A 14,011-nucleotide genomic window follows, 5' to 3' on the forward strand; every position below is an offset into this window, starting at 1 on the left:
CGTTCTCACAGACATTCCTGCTTGCGCTGCACGCCGGCGATCACGCCCACGCAGTGGCGCACGGGTCCGGCGGCGGCCAGCCGGGGGCGCGGCGCGGCCGCTGCTGGCGGTGCAGCCGCAGGCGCCGTGGCAGCAGCCGGCTCGCCAGCCGGGGCCACGGGCGCCGCGCTGCCGAGCAGCGTGGCCCGGGTGGCGCCGTCGGTGGTGCCGGGACGCGGATCGACCTGGTTGCGCAACACCAGCGACAGCGTGCCCACGCTGCGCGCCAGGTCGAGTTTTTCGGCCTGGTCCGGCGTCACTTCCAGCGTGACGGCGTTGACCACGCGCGGCTTGGTCTCGTCGCGCCCCACCTCCTGCGCGACCGCCAGCACCAGTATCCGTTCCAGCACGATCTTGGAGATGGCGTTGTCGCCGCCGCGCGCCGACTGCGTGTTGACCAGGATGTCGACAAAATTGCCGGGCAGCGCGAAGCCGGCCACGCCGACGACATCGTTGACGCGCACGGTGATGGCGCGGTTGCCTTCGGTGATCAGCGCCGACAGGCCCCCCACGGTGCCGGCCGGCGCCAGCTTGGCTTCGGTCAGCGGTTCATCGCGCAGCACGCTCGCCTTCAATACCCGCCCCGCCAGCCGCGACGGATCGCGCAAGGCGCCGTGCGGCTGGCTCTCGGCAGGCCAGTCGAGCGTTTTCATCATCTCGGGCGCCAGCCGCTGGCCCAGGCTGATGTCGGCGCCCGCCACCACGATGCGGTTGCGCGTGGCGGGCGCCTGGCCCAGCAGCCAGTGCGAGGCCAGCGCCACGGCCGCCAGTCCGAACACGACAGCCAGCGCCATCATCGACCATGCGCGCCGGTTCTTCATACGCTGTGCAGCACGGTCTGACCGGTCAGCGGCAGCGGGACTGCGCCGTCGCCGTCGCCGGCGAACATGCTGGCCCAGGCCTGGTCCAGCGCGCCGGTGGTGAGCCGCGGCGGGGCGCCGTTGAAGCCGGCGAAATCGACCAGGCGGCTGACGATTTCATGCGGATACGCGGCCAGCAGCGGCAAGCCGCTGGCCGCGTGCAGCCGGTCGACCAGGTAGCGCAGCGCGGCGTCGTCGTACGGCACGCCCGCGGTCAGGCATTGCTGGCGGAACAGCGCGCGGTAGGCAGCCGTCCCCAGCGCGCCTACCGGGATCTGGTAACCGACGCGGCGCAGCGCTGCCGCATCGAGCAATGTCGCGGGCGTCAGGCTGGTGGCGAACACCAGCTGCATGCGGCACGGCGCCTCGAAGTGGTAGCCGCCGGCCAGCGTCAGCTGGCTGCGGCGCAGTTCGCGCGCCTGGGCGAAGCGGTTGAGCAGCTCGGGCGCCGCGATGCGCTGGCGTCCGAGGTCGTCGACGATCAGCAGGCCGTTGTTGGCCTTGAGCTGGGGCGCGGCGCGGTAGCAGCCGTTGGGCGTATCGGCCTGCAGGTCGAGCATGTCGGCGGTGACGTCGGCGTCGAGCACCACCACCGGGCGCTGGCACTGGACCCAGCGCGCATCGACGCTGCGCCGGTCGGCGGGCGCGCGGCCCGGGCGCACCGGCGCCGCCGCGGCACCCTGCTGGCCAGGGTGACGGCCGGGTGCCAGGTGCACCTGCGGATCGTAGACCTGCACCACGTCCTGTCCCACCAGCAGCGCGTGCGGCACCGCGATCACGCCTGGCTGCAGCGCACCGAGCTTGCGCGCCAGCGTGGACTTGCCGCTGCCCGATGGCCCGTACAGCAGCATGGAGCGGCCCGCATGCATGGCGGCGCCGAGCATTTGCAGCACGTCGGGCGCGAGCAGCAGGTCGGCCAGCTCCGCCTTCATGTCGTCGGCGTCGAGGGCTGCACCGGGCACGGCCTGGCGCTCGACCATGGCGCGGTACGCTTCCAGCGTCACCGGCGCCGGACCGATGTAGCGGCAGCGCTCGATCCAGCCGCTGGCGCGCTGCTTGCCGGCAGCGGTCAGCTGGTACTGGATATCGATGTCGGACTCGCCGCGCCACGCCACCTCGGCCACGTGTTCGGCCACCATGAAGTCGAGCACCTCGCGCAGCACCGTGATCGGCAGGTGCAGGCGCGCGGTCAGCACCGGCAGGTGGGTCTTGCCGGCCTGGTACAGCAGCCTGGCCACGAGCTCCACCACGAACTGCTGCGGCAGGCCGGTCTCGCGCAGCGAACGCGGCGGCAGTGGCAACACGGCTGCTGCGTCGGCGTCGTCCGGGTGGACGGGCGCGGCATGGATCGAGGAATCGAAGCTGAGCATGGCTGTTCTCCGCACTGCTGGTGGAACCGCTGGAGGCGTCTGATCGAGAAACCGAGTCTAGCCATTCTTGCCTACAGGATATTGACCATTAGCAAGAGAACGCACCCGGGCAGGCTACCGGTGCGGCCACGCCACAACCGCTGCCGTTGCCAGCGCGATCGCCACGCCGTAGGGCATGCCGCCCACGCTGGCGATGGCCGCGCGCGGCAGCGGCGCCAGCGGCAGGCCGACCAGCCGTCCCAGCCACGGTTGCAGCAGCCGCCATAGATTGCGGGCGAGCTGGCCCACGGCGGTCCAGCCGGCGCCGCCGCGCCAGGCTTGCCACAGCAGCGTGAGCAGCGCCAGCGGCGCGCCGAGCAGATAGGTCAGCAAGGCCACGTCCACTGCGGCGGACGCACCGACGAAGGCGCCGACCATGGCCATCAGCTTGACGTCGCCGGCGGCCATGCCACGCAGCAGGTACAGCGGCAGCAACAGGAAAAAGCCGGCCAGCAGGCCAGTCAGCCAGCGCCAGCAGGCGTGGCCGGGCGCTGCCGGCTCGGCCAGCAGCTGCACCGCCAGCGCCAGCGCCAGGCCACTGACGACCAGGACATTGGGAATCTTGCGCAGCGCCAGATCGGTGACGGCCGCCTGGGCGACCAGCCAGAGCACGAGGAGCTCGTTGGCATTCCACATGGACGTGCTCCGAATAGAGACGGCTTTCCAGCCCGTGCAGCGGCTGGAAAGCCGGGCCGTCAAGCGTTATGAGCGGCGATCTCTTGCGAGATTTTTTCGAAAGCGTTTTTCAACGCCGGCGAGAGGAACGAGAACGCGGCGATGACCGCAGCGACCATGGTGGCGGCAATCAGGCCATACTCGATGGCGGTGATGCCCTCCTCGTCGGACGCAAACACTTTTGCAGCTGCAATAAGCGATGTCATGATGAACTCCCGTAAGGTGGAAAGGATGTCCCTGGCGCGGTAGCAGCACGGCGGCGGTGACTTGCCGTCGCTGCGCCATTGGCGTCCACTATACGGAGGGGGGGCGTGGCACAATTGACTTGAGACAAGTTTTCCTTACGGAACTATTTTGCGATCGCAAGAAGACCACGATTGGTCTTGCTATAGTTTTTTTTCGCACACATGAATTGCCTTGATTGCAAAAAGATATTATCCTGTCCGGCTTATTCTTTGGAACAGCGCCAGCCTAACGCCTGCACTCAAAGATGATGGGGCCAGCGAGTTTGCCGTCAGAGCAAACCGGCCAACCAGGACAGCGTTTTTCTCCAGAGAAAAAAATGGATTCCCTACTGAAACACATGGTGGACATGACCGGCCACCGCGATCATGCGATGCTCGACATCTCCGTGATCTCCGCCGTGCATGAACTTGCCCGGGCCTGCCGGACCCGGATTCTGACCGTGGCCACGCTGCGCGGTCACATCTTCGTGCGACCGCGCAGCGAGATCGTCGGCGATGGTGCGGCGGCCATGATCGAACTGTCCGACCTGCAGCAGCCGGGCGAGCCGATCGACCATTACCCGGTCCTGGCAGGGTGTCTGGCGCGCCATGACACCAGTGCCGCCATGCAGGGCGACGACGGCGAGCACACGCTGTGGCTGCCGATCTGGCTCGGCGACAAGGCCGACACCTGCCTCGAAATCGTCAGCCCGGCGCCGTACGACCCGGCCGCCATCCAGATGATCGGCGGCGTGGTCAGCGTGTACCGCAATTTCCAGAACCTGCTCGACTACAGCGAGCGCGATTCGCTGACCGGCCTGCTCAACCGCAAGACCTTCGACGACCAGCTGGCCAAGATGCTGGCCGCCAGCGCCGACCAGGACGTGCTGCCGCTGCCCGACGACCAGGAGCGGCGCAGCCACGGCGAGCAGGAACGCCAATGGCTGGCCGTGGTCGATGTCGATCATTTCAAGCACGTCAACGACCGCTTCGGCCACCTGTACGGCGACGAGGTGCTGATCTTGATCTCGAACCTGCTCAACACCTCGTTCCGCGCCCAGGACCGGGTGTTCCGTTTCGGCGGCGAAGAGTTCGTGGTGCTGCTGCGTTCGACCACGCTGGACAACACCCGCAAGATCATCGAGCGCTTCCGCCAGAACGTGGCGTCGCACGATTTCCCGCAGGTGGGCAAGGTGACGGTGAGCGTGGGCTTTGTCAGCATCACCGCGTTCGAACCGCCGGTGATCGTGCTGGGCCGCGCCGACCAGGCGCTGTACTACGCCAAGAGCCACGGCCGCAACCTGGTCTGCCACTACGACGAGCTGCTCAGCGAGGGCCTGCTGCACAGCACGGCCTCGAACGATACGGCAGAGTTTTTCTAGACGCTTGTGAAAGCCGTTACGCCAGCGTGAGGAAGCGCATCGGGTCCACATTCCACTTGGCGGCGGACTCGGGCCCGACGATCTTGTCGGCGCCGCCGTAACCGAGTCCGCGCGCCAGATCGACCGTTTCCGGCTTGATGTACACCTTTTGCCGGGTGTTGAAGAAGACATTGACCTTGGGCGCCAGCAGATTGGTTTCGTGCGGTTCGATCACCACGCCGAGCCGGCCCGACTCCAGCACCACCAGCGTGCCCACCGGGTAAATGCCGACGCAGCGCATGAATTCCTGCGTGTACTGCGGGTTGAAATGGTGCTTGCTCCACTCGTACATCTTGCGCAGCGCCGCGGCGGCCGACATGCCCTTGCGGTAGCAGCGGTCCGAGGTGATGGCGTCGTACACATCGACGATGGACGCCATCTGCGCCATGTCGCTGATCTCTGCCTCGGCCTGCTGGCCCGGATAGCCGCTGCCGTCGCGCCGCTCGTGGTGGTGCAGCGTGATATCGAGCGGGATCGGACCGATCTCGGGCGACTGCCGCAGCAGCTGGTAGCCGTCCTGCGGATGGCGGCGCATGATCTCGCATTCTTCGTCGGTCAGCGGCCCCGGCTTGTTGAGGATGGCATCGGGCACCAGCGCCTTGCCGGTATCGTGCAGCAGCCCGCCCAGGCCGGCCTGGTGGCAGGTTTCCGGGTCGAGGTTGCGCGCGCGGCAGAACGCCACCAGCAGCGTGCACACGCTGACCGAATGCAAGAACGTGTAGTCGTCGGCAGTCTTGATGCGCAGCAAGCCGGTCAGCGCGCCCGGATTGCGCAGGATCGATTCGGTAATCGTCTGCACCACCGGCTCGACCTGGTCGAGTTCGATGGCCTTGCCCAGGCGCGCATCCTGCATCACCGAGCGCACCAGGGTCGAGGCCTGGTGGCGGATCTGCACCGCGCGCCGCATTTCCTCGCCCAGCGCCACCCGCGTGACCACCGGCGCCTTGGCCACCAGTGCGATGATTTCGCTTTCGGTGGCCGCCTGCGCCTCGGCCAGCGACGGCGCCTCCACGTCCAGGCCCCTGGAGCTGTCGATCACCACGTCGTGGATGCCGGCATTGACGATCTTGCGGATTTCCGCTTCGCTGGTGAGCATGAAGCGGTTGCGCATGAACGGGTGGGCCATCCAGTCGCAACTGAGGTCCTGGATGTACATGCCCACCTTGAGCTGCGATGCATCGACTTTCTTGAACATACCGGTACCCGTGTGGAAAGAGGGCTGAAAACGTGAATCGAGTATAACAAATAGTTTCCCAACGGGATGATTGTTGACCGGTGCTACACTGTGCAGCCCTATCCTTCGCCAGTGCATGTCGGGCTGCTGCAACATTCCATGGAATTGCGCCAACTTCGCTATTTTGTTGCTATCGTCGATCACGGCTCGCTCTCGCGCGCGGCGCTGGCGCTGCACGTGGCGCAGCCGGCGCTGACCCAGCAGCTGCGCCAGCTCGAGGAAGAGCTCGGTGTGCAACTGCTGCACCGCTCCGCGCAAGGCATGCTCAGCAACGATGCCGGCAAGATTTTTTACGAGCACGCGCAAGCCATCCTCAAGCAGGTGGCGGACGCCCGCTCGGCCGTCGTGCAGTCGGCCGAGCGCCCCAGCGGCAGCGTCACCCTCGGTCTGCCGCACAGCATTTCCGGTGCGCTGGCGCTGCCGCTGCTCACCGCCGCGCGCGCCCAGTATCCCGAGATCACGCTGCAGCTGACCGAGGAACTGACCGGCAACCTCAACGAACAGCTGCGCTCGGGCCGCGTCAACCTGGCCGTGCTGTTCGACGACGGCCAGCTCGGCCAGTTTGCCACCACGCCGCTGGTCGAAGAGGAACTGCGCTTCATCTGCCGCGCCGACGCCCCGTACGCCCACGGCCAGCGGGCGCTGACGCTGCGCGAAGCGGTGGCTGCCACGCTGATCCTGCCCGGCCTGCAGCACGGCGTGCGCCCGCGCATCGAGAGCGTGCTGCGCGGCGCCGGCCTGGCGCTGTCGTCCGTGATCGAGATCAATTCGATTGCGATCCTGAAATCGGCGCTGCTGGCCGACCTCGGCGCCACCATCCTGCCGCCGGCGCCCGTGCTCGACGAACTGCAGCGCGGCGCGCTGCGCGCGCAGGCGATCGTCGAGCCGGCCATCTCGCGCACGGTGGTGCTGTGCGCCTCGAAAAACATTCCGCTCACCACGGCCGCCACCGCCGTCGGCGCGCTGGTGCGGCGCGTGTGCGGCGAACTGTGCGCGAGCGGTGCCTGGCCCGGCGCAGCGGTGATCGGCGTCTGAAGCGCCGCTCGGCAGCCATCACTTTTCCTTATACCCCCATCCGCAAACGGTATTTCCCTGCCGTGCAGCAGGCGCCCATACTGCACCCAGCTCGTACCCAGTTGCAGAACATTCAACCCTGAATCACCCTGCGCGCCGCCCACCGGCGGCCCCCGACCCGCCTCCGGCGCGCCTACCCGGCGCCCAGGAGGCGGGCAAAAACGGCACATCACGGAGACACCGCCATGCCAGACGACAGCACCGGGCGCGCGCTCGCCGACGGCGACGCGTATCACGCCAGCAGCGTCAATCTCGACGTCAGCCTCGACGACAAGTACACGGCCACCAGCGGCCCCATCTTCCTGTCCGGCATCCAGGCGCTGGTGCGCCTGCCGCTGATGCAGCGCGTGCGCGACCAGGCAGCCGGCCTGAACACGGCCGGTTTCATTTCCGGCTACCGCGGCTCGCCACTCGGCGGTCTCGACGAAAACCTGTGGAAGGCGCAGCCGCACCTGGCCGCCCACCACGTGCAGTTCGTCCCCGGCGTCAACGAAGACCTGGCCGCCACGGCCGTCTGGGGCTCGCAGCAGGTGGACCTGATCGGCGAGGCGAAGTACGACGGCGTGTTCGCCATGTGGTATGGCAAGGGCCCCGGCGTGGACCGCTGCGGCGACGTCTTCAAGCACATGAACCACGCCGGCACCGCAAAAAACGGCGGCGTGCTGCTGGTGGCCGGCGACGACCACGGCGCCTATTCGTCCACCCTGCCGCACCAGTCCGACCACCTGTTCTCGGCCTCGATGATTCCCGTGCTGTACCCGTGCAATGTGCAGGAATACCTGGACCTCGGCGTGCACGGCTGGGCCATGTCGCGCTTTTCCGGCTGCGTGGTGGCGTTCAAGGCGCTGGCCGACACGGTGGAGTCGTCCGCCTCGGTCGATGCCGACCCGTTGCGCGTGCAGGTGAAGATCCCGCACGACTTCGCGATGCCCGAAGGCGGCCTCAATGCGCGGCTGTCGAGCATCCCGCTGGGGCGCCAGGCGCGCAACCAGGAAGCGCTGATGCAGGACTACAAGATCTACGCGGCGCTGGCCTACGCGCGCGAAAACCGCCTCAACCACACCACCATCACCAGTCCCGACGCCAGGCTCGGCATCATCGCCTCCGGCAAATCCTACCTCGACGTGCTTGAAGCGCTCGAAGAACTGGGCATCGACGAGGCGATGGCCGCCACGGTGGGCCTGCGCCTGTTCAAGGTGGCCATGCCGTGGCCGCTGGAGCCGGACAGCGTGCGCGAGTTCGCCCAGGGCCTCGACGAAATCCTGGTGGTCGAGGAAAAGCGCCAGATCGTCGAATACCAGCTCAAGGAACAGCTGTACAACTGGCGCGACGACGTGCGTCCGCGCGTGATCGGCAAGTTCGACGAAAAGGGCGAATGGGTGGCGCCGCGCGGCGAGTGGCTGCTCACGTCCAAGGCCGATTTTTCCGTGTCGCAGGTGGCGCGCGTGATCGCCAGCCGCGTCACCCGGCTGGACCTGGACGCTGCCACCTGCCAGCAGATCGCCGACCGGCTGGCCTTTCTCGACGCCAAGGACGCGGTGCTGACGCGCGCCGTCACCACGCCGTTCCGCCCGGCCTTCTACTGCTCCGGCTGCCCGCACAACACCTCGACCAAGGTTCCGCAAGGCAGCCTGGCGCTGGCCGGCATCGGCTGCCACGTGATGGCCACCTCGATCTACCCCGAGTTCAACAAGCTGACCACCCACATGGGCGGCGAAGGCGCACCGTGGATCGGCCAGGCCGCGTTTTCCAGGATCCCGCACGTGTTCCAGAATCTCGGCGATGGCACCTATTTCCACTCCGGCTACCTGGCCATCCGCGCGGCCGTGGCGGCCAAGGTCAACATCACCTATAAAATCCTGTACAACGACGCGGTGGCCATGACCGGCGGCCAGCCGGTGGACGGCATCACCTCGGTGCCGCTGATCGCGCGCCAGATGGCCGCCGAAGGCGTGCAGCGCATCGCCCTGGTCACCGAAGACCTGGCACGCTACCAGGACCGCAGCGCCCTGCCCGCCCACGTCACGCTGCACGACCGCAAGGACATGGACGCGGTGCAGCGCGCCCTGCGCGAGGTCAGCGGGGTCTCGGTGCTGATCTACGACCAGACCTGCGCCGCCGAAAAGCGTCGCCGCCGCAAGAAGGGAGAATATCCGGACATCGCCAGGCGCATGGTGATCAACGACGCCGTGTGCGAAGGCTGCGGCGACTGCGGCGTGCAGTCGAACTGCGTCTCGATCCTGCCCAAGGAGACCGAGTTCGGCCGCAAGCGCACCATCGACCAGTCCTCGTGCAACAAGGACTACTCATGCGCCAAGGGCTTCTGCCCCAGTTTTGTCACGGTGGAAGGCGGCACACTGAAAAAGCGCCGGGCCGGCACTGCCAAAACCGACGACTTCGGCCCGCTGCCGCTGCCGGTACTGCCGTCCTGCGACCAGCCCTACAACATCCTGATCAACGGCATCGGCGGCACCGGCGTGATCACGGTCGGCGCGCTGATGGGCATGGCCGCCCACCTCGAAGGCAAGGGCGCCTCGGTGCTGGACATGACCGGCATGTCGCAAAAGAATGGCTCGGTCACCTCGCACGTGAAAATCGCCCGCAGTCCGGCCCACCTGCGCGCCCAGCGCATCGCCACCGGCGAGGCCGACCTGGTGCTCGGCTGCGACATGCTGACCGCCGGCGCGGCCGACGCGATCTCGAAGATGCGCGCGGGCCGCACGCGCGCTGTCGTCAACCTGCATCAGCAGCCGCCCGGCACGTTTGCCCAGGACGCCGACTGGCAGTACCCGGCCGACGAGGTGCAGGCGCTGATCGCCCAGTCGGTGGGCGACGGCGCCGCCGATTTCATCGACGCGACCAAACTGGCCACCGCGCTGATGGGCGACTCGATCGCCGCCAACCTGTTCATGCTCGGCTATGCCTGGCAGCGCGGCCGCATTCCGCTGTCCGAGGCGGCGCTGCTGCGCGCGATCGAATTGAATGGCGTGGGCATCGCCTCGAACAAGCAAAGCTTCCTGTGGGGCCGGCGCGCGGCAGTGGACCTGGCCCGGGTCGAACGCGTGGCCACGCCGGCAAAGACGGTCGTGGTGCAGATGCCGCAAAGCCTCGACACCGTGATCAACCAGCGGGTGGCCTTCCTCACCGCCTACCAGGATGCCGCCTACGCGGCGCGCTACACCGACCTGGTGAGCACCGTGCGTGAACGCGAAACCGCGCTCGGGCTGGGCAACAAGCTGTCCACGGCAGTCGCAAAAAACTACTTCAAGCTGATGGCCTACAAGGACGAGTACGAAGTGGCGCGCCTGTACACCGATGGCCGCTTTGTGGAACAACTGCAGCAGCAGTTCGAGGGCAATTTCTCGGTCAAGTTCCACCTGGCGCCGCCGCTGCTGGCCAAAAAGGATGACCAGGGCCACCTGGTGAAAGCGCAATTCGGTTCGTGGATGTGGAAAGCCTTCAAGCTGCTGGCCCGGTGCAAGGGGCTGCGCGGCAGCGCGTTCGACGTGTTCGGCTATACGGCCGAGCGCAAGATGGAGCGCGCACTGATCGACGAATACCGCGCGCTGGTGCTGGCGCTGCTGGCCCAGCTCACGCCCGACAATCACGCCGTGGCCGTGGCACTGGCCGCGCTGCCGGAAAAGATACGCGGCTTCGGCCATGTGAAGGAACGGGCGGTTGCCGCCTTCCGCACCGACAAAGCACGGCTGCTGGCACAGTTTGCCGAGCAGCGCGCCGCCTAGCTACCTAGCTGCCTCGAACAAGGATACGCCATGAACGATCTCTCCACGCCCCAACTGGACGCCGTAGCGCAACCGCCGGCGCCCGCCAATAAAATCCGCTTCGTCACTGCCGCCTCGCTGTTCGACGGTCACGACGCCTCGATCAACATCATGCGCCGCATCCTGCAGTCGAACGGCGTCGAGGTGGTCCACCTGGGCCACAACCGCTCGGTGGACGAAGTGGTCACCGCCGCGCTGGCCGAAGATGTGCAGGGCATTGCGATTTCCAGCTACCAGGGCGGCCACGTCGAATACTTCAAATACATGATCGATTTGCTGCGCCAGCGCGGCGGCGCCCACATCAAGGTGTTCGGCGGTGGCGGCGGCGTGATCGTGCCCGACGAAATCGCCGACCTGCACGCGTACGGCGTGACCCGCATCTTCAGCCCCGAGGATGGCCAGCGCATGGGACTGGTGGGCATGATCGCGTGGATGGTGGCGCAGTGCGATAGCGACCTGTCGCCGTATGCGCCGACGTCGCTGGCACCGCTGCAGGCGGGCGACGTGGCCGGCCGCCACCGGCCGCTGGCACAGCTGATCACGGCGTTGGAAAACGACCGCGCCGCGCCGGCGCTGCGCGCCGAACTGCTGGCCGCCGCCGGCGCCCTGGCGGTGCCGGTGCTCGGCATTACCGGTACCGGCGGCGCCGGCAAATCGTCGCTGACCGATGAACTGATCCGCCGCATCCGGCTCGACCAGGGCGACGCGCTGCACATAGCCGTGATCTCGATCGATCCGTCGCGCCGCAAGTCCGGCGGCGCGCTGCTGGGCGACCGCATCCGCATGAACGCCATCAACCCGTGGAACGGCAAGGCGCAGGTGTTCATGCGCTCGCTGGCCACGCGCGACGCCGGCTCCGAGATTTCGCAGGCCCTGCCCGACGTGATCGCCGCCTGCAAGGTGGCCGGCTTCGACCTGGTGATCGTGGAAACGTCGGGCATTGGCCAGGGCGACGCCGCCATCGTGCCGCACGTCGATGTGTCGCTGTACGTGATGACGCCGGAATTCGGCGCCGCCTCGCAGCTGGAAAAGATCGACATGCTCGATTTTGCCGACATCATCGCGATCAACAAGTTCGACCGCAAGGGCGCGCTCGATGCGCTGCGCGACGTCGCCAAGCAGTACCAGCGCAACCGCGAGCTATGGAGCACACCGGCGCACGAGATGCCGGTGTACGGCACCCAGGCATCGCGTTTCAATGACGATGGCGTCACCGCCCTGTACCAGGGCCTGCTGCCGCTGCTGGCGCGCCGCGGCCTGCGTACCGGCGCCGCCCGGCTGGCGCCGGCCGGCGCGCGCCATTCGAGCGGCAAGCACGTGATCGTGCCGCCCGCGCGCGCGCGTTACCTGGCCGAGATTGCCGACACCGTGCGCCACTACCACCGCCACACGCGCAAACAGGTGACGCTGGCGCGCGAACGCCAGCAGCTGCGCGAAGCCAAACGCATGCTGGCCGCTGCCGGCAAGGCGGCCAGCATTGCCGATTTCGACGCCGTGATCGAGGAGCGCGACAGCGCCATGGATGCCGGCGCCAAGAAGCTGCTGGCGCAGTGGCCGCAGCTGCAGGCCGCGTACGCGGGCGACGACTACGTCACCACCGTCCGCGACAAGGAGCTGCGTACCCGGCTGGTCCAGCAGACGCTGTCGGGCACGCGCATCCGCAAGGTGGCGCTGCCGCGCTACGAGGACGACGGCGAGGTGCTGCGCTTTTTGATGCTGGAAAACGTGCCGGGGTCGTTCCCGTACACGGCCGGCGTGTTCCCGTTCAAGCGCGAGGGCGAAGATCCGACCCGCATGTTTGCCGGCGAAGGCGACGCCTTCCGCACCAACCGCCGCTTCAAGCTGGTGTCCACCGGGATGGACGCCAAGCGCCTGTCCACCGCGTTCGATTCGGTCACGCTGTACGGCGCCGACCCGGCGCTGCGGCCCGACATCTACGGCAAGGTCGGCAACTCGGGCGTGTCGATCGCCACGCTCGACGACATGAAGGTGCTGTACGACGGTTTCAATCTGTGCAGCCCCAGCACCTCGGTGTCGATGACCATCAACGGCCCGGCGCCGACCATCCTGGCCATGTTCATGAACACGGCCATCGACCAGCAGCTCGACAAGTTCGCGGCCGACCACCAGCGCCAGCCCGATGCCGACGAAGCGGCAAAGATCCGCGCCTGGGTGCTGCAGAACGTGCGCGGCACGGTGCAGGCCGACATCCTCAAGGAAGACCAGGGCCAGAACACCTGCATCTTCTCGACCGAGTTTTCACTGAAGGTGATGGGCGACATCCAGCAGTATTTCGTCGACCACCAGGTGCGCAATTTTTACTCGGTGTCGATCTCGGGCTACCACATCGCCGAAGCGGGCGCCAACCCGGTGTCGCAGCTGGCGTTTACGCTGTCGAACGGTTTGACCTTTGTCGAAGCGTACCTGGCGCGCGGCATGCACATCGACGATTTTGCGCCGAACCTGTCGTTCTTCTTCTCCAACGGCATGGATCCCGAATACACGGTGCTGGGCCGGGTGGCGCGCCGCATCTGGGCCGTGGCCATGCGCGACAAGTACGGCGCCAACGAGCGTTCGCAAAAGCTCAAGTACCACGTGCAGACCTCGGGGCGCTCGCTGCATGCGCAGGAGATCGACTTCAACGACATCCGCACCACGCTGCAGGCGCTGATCGCCATCTACGACAACTGCAACTCGCTGCACACGAATGCCTACGACGAGGCGATCACCACGCCCACCGACGAATCGGTGCGCCGCGCGCTGGCGATCCAGCTGATCATCAACCGCGAGTGGGGGCTGGCCAAGAACGAGAATCCCAACCAGGGCGCCTACATCCTCGAGGAGCTGACCGACCTGGTGGAAGAGGCGGTGCTGCAGGAATTCGAGCGCATCGCCGAACGGGGCGGCGTGCTGGGCGCAATGGAAACGGGCTACCAGCGCGGCAAGATCCAGGAAGAGTCGATGCTGTACGAGCACCAGAAGCACGACGGCACGCTGCCGATCATCGGCGTCAACACCTTCCGCAACCCGAACGGCAGCGAAGCGCCGCAAAAAATCGAACTGGCGCGCTCCACCGACGACGAAAAGCAGTCGCAACTGCAGCGCCTGGCCGACTTCCACGCGCGCCACGCGGACGCGGCGCCGGCAGCGCTGGCCGCCCTGCAGCAGGCCGCGATCGACAACGCCAACGTCTTTGAACAGCTGATGGAGGCGGTGCGCGTGTGCTCGCTCGGTCAGATCACCACGGCGCTGTTCGAGGTGGGCGGGCAGTACCGGCGCAACATGTAGCAGCA

General features: G+C 67.1%; 9 protein-coding genes. 4 read left to right on the forward strand and 5 right to left on the reverse strand.

Annotated elements, in window-relative coordinates; genetic code table 11:
• Nucleotides 1-5: 5 nt before the first annotated feature.
• From cpaB to ASF61_RS18505, 4 genes are all read right to left on the reverse strand, one after another.
• Nucleotides 6-860 (reverse strand): Flp pilus assembly protein CpaB, encoded by an 855-nt coding sequence (gene cpaB / locus ASF61_RS18490; RefSeq protein WP_056159233.1) that lies wholly within the window; start codon nt 858-860, stop codon nt 6-8.
• A complete protein-coding gene (locus ASF61_RS18495; protein WP_056159236.1) occupies nt 857-2,269 on the reverse strand; it encodes a hypothetical protein in 1,413 nt (470 codons plus the stop codon). Before ASF61_RS18495 ends, cpaB begins: the two co-directional genes overlap by 4 nt.
• 114 nt (nt 2,270-2,383) lie before the next feature.
• Nucleotides 2,384-2,920: a prepilin peptidase gene (locus ASF61_RS18500; RefSeq protein ID WP_229205922.1), complete on the reverse strand. Its 537-nt coding sequence runs from the start codon at nt 2,918-2,920 to the stop codon at nt 2,384-2,386.
• 83 nt (nt 2,921-3,003) lie between these two features.
• On the reverse strand, nt 3,004-3,189 hold the full coding sequence (locus ASF61_RS18505; protein WP_056159242.1) for a Flp family type IVb pilin: 186 nt from the start codon (nt 3,187-3,189) through the stop codon (nt 3,004-3,006).
• A 356-nt stretch (nt 3,190-3,545) separates the two neighbouring features.
• On the opposite strand from ASF61_RS18505, the gene ASF61_RS18510 reads away from it, so the two are divergent.
• Nucleotides 3,546-4,589 (forward strand): GGDEF domain-containing protein, encoded by a 1,044-nt coding sequence (locus ASF61_RS18510; RefSeq protein WP_056159244.1) that lies wholly within the window; start codon nt 3,546-3,548, stop codon nt 4,587-4,589.
• A gap of 16 nt (nt 4,590-4,605) precedes the next feature.
• Here ASF61_RS18510 and ASF61_RS18515 read toward each other — a convergent pair whose 3' ends face one another.
• Nucleotides 4,606-5,823 (reverse strand): HD-GYP domain-containing protein, encoded by a 1,218-nt coding sequence (locus ASF61_RS18515; protein WP_056159247.1) that lies wholly within the window; start codon nt 5,821-5,823, stop codon nt 4,606-4,608.
• A gap of 138 nt (nt 5,824-5,961) precedes the next feature.
• Between ASF61_RS18515 and ASF61_RS18520 the strand changes: the two genes are divergently transcribed.
• The 3 genes from ASF61_RS18520 (at nt 5,962) to icmF (ending at nt 14,006) form a co-directional block, all read left to right on the forward strand.
• Complete coding sequence (locus tag ASF61_RS18520; protein ID WP_056159249.1) at nt 5,962-6,897, forward strand: LysR substrate-binding domain-containing protein; 936 nt, start codon at nt 5,962-5,964, stop codon at nt 6,895-6,897.
• A 224-nt stretch (nt 6,898-7,121) separates the two neighbouring features.
• Nucleotides 7,122-10,679, forward strand: coding sequence for an indolepyruvate ferredoxin oxidoreductase family protein (locus tag ASF61_RS18525; RefSeq protein ID WP_056159252.1), 3,558 nt, complete (start codon nt 7,122-7,124; stop codon nt 10,677-10,679).
• Between the two features lie 30 nt (nt 10,680-10,709).
• The gene (gene icmF / locus ASF61_RS18530) at nt 10,710-14,006 is read left to right on the forward strand and encodes a fused isobutyryl-CoA mutase/GTPase IcmF (RefSeq protein ID WP_056159255.1); all 3,297 of its coding nucleotides are present in this window, start codon (nt 10,710-10,712) and stop codon (nt 14,004-14,006) included.
• Nucleotides 14,007-14,011 lie beyond the last annotated feature (5 nt).

The sequence above is a fragment of the Duganella sp. Leaf126 genome (genome assembly GCF_001423125.1).
In the GTDB taxonomy this organism is placed as follows: domain Bacteria; phylum Pseudomonadota; class Gammaproteobacteria; order Burkholderiales; family Burkholderiaceae_D; genus Rugamonas.

Coding starts and splice junctions, on each gene's coding strand:
- cpaB (WP_056159233.1), bottom strand. CDS start 860: ATGAAGAACCGGCGCGCATGGTCGATGATGGCGCTGGCTGTCGTGTTC.
- ASF61_RS18495 (WP_056159236.1), bottom strand. CDS start 2,269: ATGCTCAGCTTCGATTCCTCGATCCATGCCGCGCCCGTCCACCCGGAC.
- ASF61_RS18505 (WP_056159242.1), bottom strand. CDS start 3,189: ATGACATCGCTTATTGCAGCTGCAAAAGTGTTTGCGTCCGACGAGGAG.
- ASF61_RS18510 (WP_056159244.1), top strand. CDS start 3,546: ATGGATTCCCTACTGAAACACATGGTGGACATGACCGGCCACCGCGAT.
- ASF61_RS18515 (WP_056159247.1), bottom strand. CDS start 5,823: ATGTTCAAGAAAGTCGATGCATCGCAGCTCAAGGTGGGCATGTACATC.
- ASF61_RS18520 (WP_056159249.1), top strand. CDS start 5,962: ATGGAATTGCGCCAACTTCGCTATTTTGTTGCTATCGTCGATCACGGC.
- ASF61_RS18525 (WP_056159252.1), top strand. CDS start 7,122: ATGCCAGACGACAGCACCGGGCGCGCGCTCGCCGACGGCGACGCGTAT.
- icmF (WP_056159255.1), top strand. CDS start 10,710: ATGAACGATCTCTCCACGCCCCAACTGGACGCCGTAGCGCAACCGCCG.